This window comes from Bradyrhizobium sp. SRS-191, assembly GCF_024586915.1.
Classification (GTDB): Bacteria; Pseudomonadota; Alphaproteobacteria; order Rhizobiales; family Xanthobacteraceae; genus Bradyrhizobium.
The window spans coordinates 130430-141122 of record NZ_JANBVS010000006.1 but is presented as its reverse complement, the minus strand read 5'-3'; the positions used below and the strand labels follow the sequence as shown (position 1 = coordinate 141122).

Here is a 10693-nt window from a genome sequence, read left to right as displayed (position 1 = left end):
ACGGGGCTCTCACTTAGTTCGTAGACGCGATGTCCGCGCGGCTGAGGTCCCACATCAGGCGGTAGATGCCGGCCGAGATCTGCGTCGCCAAAGGTCCATCGACAGCGGCGAAGCGTGTCGTCATCAGCGTCGCAATCGCGTGGCTGTCGGTACCGTCGATTAGGATGAACCAATCGGCATCGCGTGAGGTTGCTGGGACACCAGCCGCGGGACCGGACAGATCGGCATCGCCTTCGAGCAGGTGCATCGAGATCACGCCTCTGAGCTCGCGCGGATCGAGCTCGATCTGCAGCGCATCCCGCAGCGCTTCATCCTGCCCCGGCTTCGGCCGCAGCCGGATGATGCCGAGCACGGCGCCGCGTCCCGCGCCCTTCGAGATCGTGATCCGCGCGACACTGCGGAGCATGTTCTTGAACCGCGCCATGACCGTCTTCGACCAGTCCGTCGGTGCTTCGAGCCGCGCGCGATAGGCGTCGCTGTCGAGCACGTCGATCGTCTCGGTCGAATACAGGCAGAGATATTTCGGGCTGCCCTGCTCGGCGACATAACGCCGCGCCTCGATGAAGCCTGGGATCGCGACGCGCTCCTCGAGATGCTCGCTGTCGTACCAGCGATTGAAGTCGGCCTCGTACGCTGGGTCGATGTTCATCGACGTCAACAGCATGCCTTTCCCGGCGATGGGCATCTCGAAGCCTCCTGGTGCGTGTGCTGACCTTCATCCTGAGGAGGCCGCCAATGGCGGCCGTCTCGAAGGATGAGGCCCGGAGAGGTCACGGGCCTCATGCTTCGAGACGGCGCTGCCGCGCCTCCTCAGCATGAGGGGAATGAGTGATGTGTTTAAGGCGCGCTCGTGCGCGTCGCCAGATCGCAGATGGCTTTCATGACCGCATCGCGGATGCCGGGGTCATAAAGATTGTGACCTGCGGCTTCAACGACACGGATTTCGGCGTCGCGCCAGATCTCGGCGAGCTTCGCCGAGGTCGAGGGCGGGCAGAGCAGGTCGTAGCGGCCCTGCACGATGATGCCGGGAATGCCGGCGAGCTTGGTCGCATCGCGCAGCAGCTGGTCCGGCGCCATGAAGCTGTCGTGGGAGAAGTAATGCGCCTCCATGAACGGCGTCGCCGGCAAGGCGCTGCCGGAGCGGATGGCGAGGCGGTCGAGATGGGTCCGCGCGGGCTTCACTTCCGACAGCGCCCGCTCGACATCGTGCCAGGCCCGCGCCGCCGGGCCGTGGATGGCGGGATCGGGATCGAGGATGCGGCGGAAGTAGGCGTCGCAGGGATTGGCGCGCTCGGCTTCGGGCAGCATCTCCAGGAAGTCGCGGTGGAGTGCAGGGTGAAACCGCGCCAGCGTCTCGCCGAACGCCATGTCCACCTCGGCGCGGGTGCCGAGAAAGGTTGCGCGCAGCACCAGCCCTGTGACCCGCGTTGGATAGGCCTGCGCATAAGCCAGCGCCAAGGTCGCGCCCCAGGAGCCGCCAGCGACGATCCACGTCTCGAAGCCGAACTTCTCCCGGATTGCCTCCATGTCGGCAATCAGATCGGGCAGGGTGTTGTTGTCGCGGCTGCGCGCAGGCTTCGAGCGGCCGGCGCCGCGCTGGTCGAACAGCACGGCATGGAAGCGCTCGGGATCGAACAGCCGGCGGTGATCCGGCTGGCAGCCGGAGCCGGGGCCGCCATGCAGATAGACGGCGGGCAGGCCGCCGACGCGGCCGCTGCTCTCGACATAGATCTGGTGGCCGCCGGAGACGTCGAGCCATTCCGACGTCAGCGGCGCGAACGGATCGTTGCGGCGGCCGGCTTCGGCGTCAGGCATCGTTGCTCTCGGGCGTGCCACCGGCGAAGTTGCGATACAGGAAGCGGTCCTGGCCGGAGGCCGCATCGCGCTCGGCCTGCTTGAAGATGCTCTCGTGCAGCGGCGACAGCGTGCAGGCGGGATCGGTGTTGGCGGCGTCGCCGGTCAGCGCGAAGGCCTGGCAGCGGCAGCCGCCGAAATCGATCTCGCGGAACTCGCAGCTCTTGCACGGCTCCTTCATCCAGCCGGTGCCGCGATAGCGGTTGAAGGCCTCGGAGTTCTGCCAGATCCACGCAATGGAATTGTTCGAGCGCACCGACATGAAGTCGAGCCCGGTGATGCTCTCGGCGGCATGGCACGGCAGCACCTTGCCCGAGGGCGAGATGTTGAAGAACTGCCGGCCCCAGCCCCCCATGCACTTCTTCGGCCGCAGCGCGTAGTAGTCCGGCACGACGTAGTCGATCGTCAGCGTGCCCTTCAGCCGCTCGCGCGCGTCTTCGACCAACCGATCGGTTTCTTCGAGCTGCTGATAGGTCGGCATCAGGCTGGCGCGGTTCTTCAGCGCCCAGCCGTAATATTGCACGTTGGCGACCTCGAGCCGGTCGGCGTCGAGATCGACCGCCATCTGGATGATGTCGGGCAACTGATGCAGGTTCTGCCGGTGCATGACGGCGTTGACCGTCAGCGGCAGGTCGAGCTCCCGGGTCCAGCGCGCCACCTCGAGCTTCTTGGCATGGCCGCCCTTGTAGCCGCCGACACGGTCGGCGACCACGGGCTCATTGCCCTGGAAGCTGATCTGCACGTGGCACAGGCCGGCATCGGCCAGCTCTTTCAGCCGCTCCCGCGTGAGCAGCACGGCCGAGGTGATCAGGTTGGTGTAGAGGCCGACCTCGTTGGCGTGCTGGACCAGCTCGACGATGTCCTTGCGCGCAGTCGGCTCGCCGCCGGAGAAATGCACCTGCAGCACGCCGATCTCGGCAAGCTCCGACAGCACCTTTTTCCACTCGGCCGTCGTCAGCTCCTGCCCGGATCTGTCGAGCTCGAGCGGGTTGGAGCAATACGGGCACTGCAGCGGGCAGCGATGGGTGAGCTCGAGCAGCACGGCCAGCGGAATGCCGTATGTCTCGGCCACAGAGCCGCGGCGCTCCAGCACGGCGAGGCTGTCATTGCTGTCGATCTGCGGCGTGGTCTCGGTGAGCTCGGTCATGTCGTCGTCTCCCGAACCTCGGTGAGAAAGCCCTTGTCGGCGAGATCCTGCAACATCGCGACGACGTCCGTGGCAATGACATCGCGCGGCGCGGCATATTTCGCCGCGAGCTCGTCGATGATATCAGCGACGCTGCGCGCGCCGTCGCACAGCTTGAGCACCTCGACCGCGATCTCATCCGGCGCCAGCACGCGCTCCGGCGCGAGGATCACCCACACCTGCCGCGTCTCGTCATATTTCAACTTGGTATGCCGCGGCAGCACCACGCGGCTGGTTTCGGTGACCTGGATGTGACGCGGGGCCATGGTGAGATATCTCTAAGGCGTTCTATCGAGAGAGCAGGGCGGCCGCCCAGCACGCGGTGCAACTCCCCTCCCCGCCTAGCGAAGCTCCGCTTCGCCCGGGGGGAGGGGAGCGCACCATTCGTGCGGCGGCAGCTGTGATCCACAAGCGCAACGCTATCCCTCCTTCGGCACGAACGCGCCGGGCGGGATGTGGCCCTCGACATACGCGTGATACAGCGCGTCGAGCTGTACCCACAGCACGTTGGTCTTGAAGATCAGCGCATTGCACACGGCGGCGCGCTGCTCCGGCGTTGTCGCATGCTCCTTCACGTAATGCAGCGCGAAGTTCGCATCGCGCGGCGCCTGGGTGAGGCGGCGCTTGAAGTAGCTCATCGTGTCGTTGTTGACGAAGTCGTAGTGCTCCAGCATCCCCGAGATGCGCTCTTCATGGATACCGGGCGCGAACAGCTCGGTCAGCGACGAGGCGATCGCCTCGAGCGGCGAGCGGTCGCGGCAGAAATGCACATAGGCCTCCACGGCGAAGCGCGTCGCCGGCAGGATGCCCTCGGTGGATTCCACGTAGGCCGTGTCGAGGCCGAGGCCTTCCGTGAGCTTGATCCAGCGCTCGATGCCGCCTTCGCTGCCGACGTCACCGTCATGATCCTCGATGCGATGCCGCCATTCCAGCCGCGTGGCGCGGTCGCGGAAGCGCGTCATCACCATCGCGTCCTTCAGCGGGATCGTCGACTGGTAGTAGTAGCGGTTCAGCGCCCAGGCCTGCACCTGGCCCTTGTTGAGCTTGCCGCTGTGCAGCAGCTTATGGAACGGATGGTGGTTGTGATAGCGCACAGCGCCGATGTGGCGCAGCGCCGCTTCCAATTCGCTCGCATTGTTCAGCGTCACGCCGCGTCCGATCGACAGCGCCGTCATTCCGCTCAGATTGACCTCACTCACAGTACGATCTCCATCCCTTCAGCGGGGATTTCCCATCCCTCGCGTTCCAACGTTTGCCGCTCGGGTGAGGCGTGCAGCCACGCCGGATTGGAGTTGTTGATGTGCAGGAAGATCTTCCTGCCGATCCCGAGGTCCGCCAGCTGCTTGATCGCGCCGCTTTCTCCGGACATCGCGATATGTCCCATGCTCTGCCCGGTCTTGTTGCCGAGCCCGGCCTGGATCATCTCGTCGTCGCGCCACACCGTGCCGTCGAACAGCACCAGCGGCGCGCCTTTCAATCTCGTTTTCAAGTCGAAGTCGACGTCGGCGCAGGCGGCGATGACATAGGCATATTGCCCGCTCTCGACGTCCTCGATCTTCAGGCCGAGCGTGTCGCCGGTCGAGGAGCTGCCGCCCGGATGCTGCTTGTCGCGCAGATACCAGGCGCTGGTGCCGGTCACGGCGAACGCGGTGATCTCCAGTCCCGACGGCGCGCCGTCCTGCAGCGTGGGGCGGAACGGGACGTCGATCACGATCGGCACGCGCTTGACGTTCTCTTCCTTCAACACATCGAAGATGTTGTTGGACTTGAGGATCGCAAGCACCTTCGGGTGGGCATGGATCGAAAACGGCGAGCTCTCCCGCATCGACAGCAGCCCGGTGACCGCGTCGATCTCGCCATTGGTCAGGATCACGCCGGCGATCGGGCTGTGGCGCAGCGCGCCGGGCTTGGGATGCAGTTGCGGCGTCGCGGTGACCTGCTGGCGCAGGTCCGGCGAGGCGTTGACCAGGAACCAGTTGGCGCCGTCGGCGCTGACGGCGACCGAGGCCTGGCTGTTGCGGATCTCGGGATGGTCCGTGCGCGCGGCGCGGCACACGGCGCAGCCGCAATTCCACTGCGGGACTCCGCCGCCCGCGGCGGCGCCCAGGACGACGAGGCGAAGCATGAGCCGTCTCCTGGAATTCAGCTGTGATGGCGCACGCGATTACCGGCGGCAGGATGGCCAGCGATCAGATCGACCAGAGGTCAGATCGATCAGCAGGCCACGAAGGCGACGAGGGTGGGACATCGGATCTGCGCCAAAACCCGCGCATCGGCGCTGGCCCGTACGCGATCGCTGACCCCCACCCTCAAGCGTCGACGTCCGGATCGGGCGGGAGCTTCTCGCCGGGACCTGGACGTCACACCCGCGAATTATTTGCGGGCGGCGCAGGCGTACATGTTGATTTCCATGCCGACCGGCACTTCAACAATCTTCGGTGCTTTCCAGGCCATTGTCCTCTCCTTCAAGACGGGACGGTTATCGTCCTCAGCATTAAACTACCGTGCTACGAAAAGTTCGCCAGTGGAATCTTTTTGTTTGAACGTCTCAGGCCCGCTTATTGCAGTGCGAAGTCGCAAACGCGAATTGCTGCGTTTTTCGTCGGTTTGAGCCGCGAAAACAACGAATTCGTGATCGAAGGCTTCGCACCGCCGTCCTGTTCCGCCATTAGCTTGGGGCGCGACGCGGGCGGATAAAGCGGTTGTGAGAGGTTCGAGACTTCAAAATCCCAGCGTGTGACCCCATTGGAAACTGACGATGCCTAGATATTTCTTCAACACACGGATCGGCGAGGAACTGGTCTCCGACACCGACGGCGAAGTGCTGCGCAATCCCGACCGCGCCTGGGAAGTCGCGCGCGACATGATCAAGGAACTGTTGCGCACCGAAGGCGGCAACGCGGCGCTGATGACGGCCGTCATCGAGGTCACCGACGAGGATGGCGAGATCGTGCTGGAGTTTCCGTTCTCCGAGGCGATCTTCAACATGACCGCGCAATCGATGACGCGGCACTGAGCGGCGCCGTGCCGCGGATCGCACGCGGGCGGCGCGGGCTCAGACGGATGGGCTCAGACGGAATGACGGGGCCGGACCAGCTCGCCGCGGGTGCTGGCGATTCCCATCTCGAAACTGTCCGCAATACGGCGGGCGCGGATGATGAAGAGCTCGGCGAGCTCAGGCGCGAACAGGTCCTTCGCCGTCGCCTCGAACAGCTGCAGCCAGCGGTCGAAATGCGGGCCGTGCAACTCCAGCAACAAATGCGGTCGCATCGGTGCGCCGCTGTAGCGTCCCGTCTTCAGGAACATCGACGACCAGAAATCGCTGATCCGGCCGATATGCTCGTCCCAGTCCTCGACCGTGCGGTTGAAGATCGGGCCGATCAGCTCGTCCTCGCGCGCACGGCCGTAGAACGTCTCGACCAGCAGGCGGATCGCGGCGTCATCGAGGTCCGGATGCTGGACGGCGAGGGGATGACGATCGGTCTGCGGCGCGGGACTGTTCATGGCGCTGTATATAGGGATGGATCGTGCGGAAGGAAACGCCGGAGCGCACTGGGGCCTCATGGTTCGAGACGGCGCGTTGCGCCTCCTCACCATGAGGAGAGGCCGCGTGACACGCCTTAAGAGTTCTAGCCGCATCCTCCGCCCTCATCCTGAGGAGCGCGCCCTCGGGCGCGCGTCTCGAAGGATGGCCGCGGCGGCAGTGCCGCCGCACAGACCCGCCGCTCAAGGCAGGCTGACGAACTCCACCCAGTTCGGCTTCTTGCCGACCGCGGTCGACTTCACCTTCTCCAGCGCACCGCTGCTCGGGTCGATCTTGTACACCGTCATGCCGTTGGACACCTCGCCGACCGCGGCGAGATAGTGGCCGGTGGGATCGATGGCGAAGCCGCGCGGCTGGGTCTCGGTCGGCACGCTGCCGATCAGGTTCAGGCGCCCGCTGTCCGCATCGATCTTGAATGCGGCCAGCGTGTTCGAGCCGCGCTCCGAAGTGTAGAGAAACTTGCCATCCGGCGTCGCATGAAGATCGGCCGCCCAGGGCTTGCCGGTGAAGCCAGGGGGCAGGGTGGTGAGGCGCTGCTGCTCGGTCCACGTGCCCTTGTCAGCGTCATACGCATAGACGGCAAGATCGGCGTTGAGCTCGTGCAGGAGATAGATGAACTTGCCGTTCGGGTGGAAGATGAAGTGGCGCGGGCCTGACTTCTCCGGCGTCTTCACCGTCAGCGCGTCCTTGGCCGTCAGCGCGCCCGTGGCGGCATCGAAGGCGAAGCCGAGCACCTGGTCGGAGCCGAGATTGGTCGCGAACACGAAGCGGTTGTCGGGCGAGGGCAGGAAGGCGTGAGCGTTCAACCCGGTCGGGATCACCTGGCTCGGGACTGCGACGACGCCATTCGCCTGCACCGGGTTCGCCGCCACCTTGTTGCCGCCATAGGAGGCGCTGAACAGCAGCTTGCCGGTGCGGTCGAAGGCGATGTTGGCCATGCTGTCGGCGAGCGGTCCATTGCCGAGATGCGTGAGCTGGCCGGTCTTGGCGTCGATGGCAAAACTCTCGGCGAGGTAAGGCTGCGAGCGCACGCCTGCGATCAGCACGCGTCTGTCCGGGCTGACCGCGAGCGGGGTCGAGGATCCCGGCTTCTCGACGCTGACAAAGGCGGCCGTCTGCACGGGGCTCATCTCGCCGGAGGCGGCATCGAACTTGAACACGCTGATGTCGTTGCTGTCGGCATTGCCGACATAGGCGTAGGTCTCGGCGTGGCCCGCGCGCGGCGCCAGCGTGGCTGCCGCTGCGAGGACGAATGTTGCGGCCATGATGGTGCCCGATCTGATCATGTTGTTTCCCCCTGTCGTGATGTTGTTGCTTCAGCTCTTAAAGTCGATTGTGAAGCTTGGCCAAGCCTGATTCCGGATCGATCGATGCAGGATGGGTATTGATCTCCAGTGGAAGCCTTTGGGGCCTCATGGTTCGAGACGCGCCGCGAGCGGCGCTCCTCACCATGAGGGGAAGCAGTGCGATGCGCCGCCATCGTTCGGCGCCACACCCTCCGCCCTCGTCCTGAGGAGCCCGCCGGAGGCGGGCGTCTCGAAGGACGGCCGCGGGCGCGACTGCTCTGCAACACGCGCGTGAGACGCAGGCGAGCTGGGCCGCGCTTGTGCATGGCCACCTCGCCCGGCGCACGGCTTTCTCCGTGCTCTCCGTCGCGCTAAGAACGCGGGACCACCACGGAGCTCCCCATGACCGATCTCTGGCGCCTGCCGGCTGCCGATCTCGCCGCCCTCATCAAGTCGAAACAGGTCTCCGCGCGGGACGCCGCGACGTCAGCGCTGGCGCGGCTCGACGCGGTCAACCCGGCGATCAACGCCGTGATCGACCACCGCCCCGAGGACGTGCTGCAGCAGGCCGACGCGATCGATGCGCGCCTGGCGCGCGGCGAGGATCCGGGGCCGCTCGCCGGCGTGCCGGTGACGATCAAGGTCAATGTCGACCAGGCCGGCTACGCCACCACCAACGGCCTCAACCTGCAGAAGGACGCCATCGCCTCGGCGCATAACCCGGTGGTCAACAATTTCGTCAAGGCCGGCGCCGTGCTGCTCGGCCGCACCAACACGCCGGCGGTGTCGTATCGCTGGTTCACCAGCAACCTCATCCACGGCCACACCAAGAACCCGCGCGACCCCGGGATCACGCCGGGCGGCTCCTCGGGCGGCGCCGGCTCGGCGACCGCCGCCGGCATCGGCCATATCGGCCACGGCACCGATATCGCCGGCTCCGTGCGCTATCCCGCCTATGCCTGCGGCATCCACGGCCTGCGCCCGACAGTCGGCCGCATCCCCGCCTTCAACACCTGCCTGCCGGAGCGCCCGATCGGTCCGCAGATCAGCGCCGTCTCCGGCCCGCTCGCCCGCACGGTCAACGACGTCAGGATCGCGCTGGCCGCGATGTCGGCGCGCGACGTCCGCGATATCTGGTGGATGCCGGTGCCGCTCGAAGGGCCTCCGCTGCCGAAGCGCGTCACGCTCTGCGTCAATCCCGATGGCCTCAATCCAGTGCCCGAGGTCGTTGCCGCGCTGCGCGACGCCGCCAGGCGGCTCGAGGCCGCCGGCTGGACCGTGGAAGAAATCCAGGACACGCCGCCGATGCAGGAGGCCGCGCTGCTGCAGACACGGCTCTGGCTCGGCGACGGCTACGAGGCCCAGCTCGCCGCGGCCGAGACGGAAGGCGACCCCGGCGCGCTCGCCTGCCTGCGCGGCAACCGGGACAAGGTGCATCCGTTCGACCTGTCGGCGACGCTCGCGCGCCGCGCCGCGCTGACCCGGCAATGGCTCCTGTTCATGGAGCAGCATCCCCTGCTGCTGATGCCCGTGTCGGGCATGCTGCCGTTCGCCGACCAGCTCGACCGCAAGGACGAGGAGTCCTTCAAGCAGGTCTGGCACGCCCAGCTGACGCAGATCGCGATTCCCTTCTTCGGCCTGCCGGGCCTCGTGGTCTCGACCGGCATGGTCGGCCGCGTCCCGGTCGGCGTGCAGCTCGTCGGCCAGCGTTTTCGCGAAGACATGTGCCTCGCGGCGGGCGAGGCCATCGAGGCCGGCGGCACGCCGCCCTCGCCGATCGACCCGGTGCTGGGCTGATGGCCAGCATCACCGATTTCACCGCCGTCTCGCTCACGGGCGAGGAGGTGCCGCTGAAACGCTTCGAGGGCCAGGTGCTCTTGATCGTCAACACGGCCAGCGCCTGCGGCTTCACGCCGCAATATCGCGGCCTCGAGGCGCTGCACCGCGCCTATGCGGGCAGGGGCTTTGCCGTGCTCGGTTTTCCCTGTAACCAGTTCGGCGCCCAGGAGCCCGGCACGGCCGAGGAGATCGGCGCGTTCTGCTCGACGAAGTACGATGTCACCTTCCCGCTGTTCGCGAAGATCGACGTCAACGGCGCCGAGGCGCACCCACTCTACAAGTTCCTGAAGGGCGAGAAGACGGGCCTCCTGGGTTCGGCGATCAAATGGAATTTCACCAAGTTCCTGGTCGATCGCTCTGGCCGCGTGGTGTCGCGCCATGCGCCGACCACCACGCCCGAGGCGCTGAAGAAAGAGATCGAGGCACTGCTGTGAGCGACAACGAGACCTTCACCTTCCCCGACCGCCTCTCGGTCGATCCGAAGAGCCCCTATTACAATGCGGAGATCCTGTCGCGCGACGTCGGCATCCGCTTCAAGGGCGCCGAGAAGACCAATGTCGAGGAATACTGCATCAGCGAAGGCTGGATCCGCGTCGCCGCCGGCACCGCCAAGGACCGCCACGGCAACCCGCTGACCATCAAGGTCCACGGCCCGGTGGAGCCGTATTTCAAGGATTGAGGGGCGGGGGGGCGAGCCTCTGTCGAATTGGATCTGAGGTCAGCTTCTCCAGCGTCATCGCGAGCCACCCGGTCCGCGCGAAGCGCGGCCGGATGACAGGCTCCGCGACGCGATCCAGGGCCGAGTAAGGACTCTGGATTGCTTCGCTTCGCTCGCAATGACCCGGAGAGAGCGCGTTCGACCCCGAGCTGTCATCGCCCGCGGCAGGGGATAGTTCCCGCAGCATTTACGATGGCTGTTGCGAACTCTGCCATATCGTCTCCACCGGTGTCGTCCCGGGCTTGACCCGGGACCCATACTCCGCG

General features: G+C 66.0%; 13 protein-coding genes. 4 read left to right on the top strand and 9 right to left on the bottom strand.

The features are described 5' to 3' along the window. Positions 1–13: 13 nt before the first annotated feature. The 7 genes from NLR35_RS13315 to pqqA form a co-directional block, all read right to left on the bottom strand. The gene (locus tag NLR35_RS13315; RefSeq protein WP_257166988.1) at positions 14–685 is read right to left on the bottom strand and encodes a DUF4286 family protein; all 672 of its coding nucleotides are present in this window, start codon (positions 683–685) and stop codon (positions 14–16) included. Between the two features lie 152 nt (positions 686–837). Continuing rightward, a complete protein-coding gene (gene pip / locus NLR35_RS13310) occupies positions 838–1815 on the bottom strand; it encodes a prolyl aminopeptidase (protein ID WP_257166987.1) in 978 nt (325 codons plus the stop codon). Beyond that, complete coding sequence (pqqE, locus tag NLR35_RS13305; RefSeq protein WP_257166986.1) at positions 1808–3001, bottom strand: pyrroloquinoline quinone biosynthesis protein PqqE; 1194 nt, start codon at positions 2999–3001, stop codon at positions 1808–1810. Before pqqE ends, pip begins: the two co-directional genes overlap by 8 nt. After that, complete coding sequence (gene pqqD / locus NLR35_RS13300; RefSeq protein ID WP_257166985.1) at positions 2998–3306, bottom strand: pyrroloquinoline quinone biosynthesis peptide chaperone PqqD; 309 nt, start codon at positions 3304–3306, stop codon at positions 2998–3000. Before pqqD ends, pqqE begins: the two co-directional genes overlap by 4 nt. Before the next feature lie 153 nt (positions 3307–3459). After that, positions 3460–4215 carry a pyrroloquinoline-quinone synthase PqqC gene (gene pqqC / locus NLR35_RS13295; protein WP_306577494.1) on the bottom strand — a complete coding sequence of 252 codons (756 nt, stop codon included), beginning with the start codon at positions 4213–4215 and terminating at the stop codon, positions 3460–3462. Positions 4216–4235: 20 nt separating this feature from the next. Next, positions 4236–5165, bottom strand: a complete 930-nt coding sequence (pqqB, locus tag NLR35_RS13290) for a pyrroloquinoline quinone biosynthesis protein PqqB (RefSeq protein ID WP_257166983.1) — start codon at positions 5163–5165, stop codon at positions 4236–4238. A gap of 248 nt (positions 5166–5413) precedes the next feature. After that, positions 5414–5494: a pyrroloquinoline quinone precursor peptide PqqA gene (gene pqqA / locus NLR35_RS13285; RefSeq protein WP_012029362.1), complete on the bottom strand. Its 81-nt coding sequence runs from the start codon at positions 5492–5494 to the stop codon at positions 5414–5416. A 304-nt stretch (positions 5495–5798) separates the two neighbouring features. Here pqqA and NLR35_RS13280 point away from each other — a divergent pair, with 304 nt between their 5' ends. Beyond that, positions 5799–6056, top strand: a complete 258-nt coding sequence (locus tag NLR35_RS13280; RefSeq protein WP_006614239.1) for a DUF6894 family protein — start codon at positions 5799–5801, stop codon at positions 6054–6056. A 53-nt stretch (positions 6057–6109) separates the two neighbouring features. Here the strand turns inward: NLR35_RS13280 and NLR35_RS13275 are convergent, their stop codons facing one another. Then, positions 6110–6544 (bottom strand): group III truncated hemoglobin, encoded by a 435-nt coding sequence (locus tag NLR35_RS13275; RefSeq protein ID WP_257166982.1) that lies wholly within the window; start codon positions 6542–6544, stop codon positions 6110–6112. A gap of 222 nt (positions 6545–6766) precedes the next feature. After that, complete coding sequence (locus tag NLR35_RS13270) at positions 6767–7870, bottom strand: lactonase family protein (protein ID WP_257166981.1); 1104 nt, start codon at positions 7868–7870, stop codon at positions 6767–6769. Between the two features lie 402 nt (positions 7871–8272). Here NLR35_RS13270 and NLR35_RS13265 point away from each other — a divergent pair, with 402 nt between their 5' ends. From NLR35_RS13265 to NLR35_RS13255, 3 genes are read left to right on the top strand one after another with little or no spacing between them, the layout of a single operon-like run. Next, positions 8273–9667, top strand: a complete 1395-nt coding sequence (locus NLR35_RS13265; protein ID WP_257166980.1) for an amidase family protein — start codon at positions 8273–8275, stop codon at positions 9665–9667. Continuing rightward, positions 9667–10143 (top strand): glutathione peroxidase, encoded by a 477-nt coding sequence (locus tag NLR35_RS13260; protein ID WP_257166979.1) that lies wholly within the window; start codon positions 9667–9669, stop codon positions 10141–10143. Before NLR35_RS13265 ends, NLR35_RS13260 begins: the two co-directional genes overlap by 1 nt. After that, on the top strand, positions 10140–10388 hold the full coding sequence (locus tag NLR35_RS13255; protein WP_006614234.1) for a DUF3297 family protein: 249 nt from the start codon (positions 10140–10142) through the stop codon (positions 10386–10388). Before NLR35_RS13260 ends, NLR35_RS13255 begins: the two co-directional genes overlap by 4 nt. Positions 10389–10693: the final 305 nt, after the last annotated feature.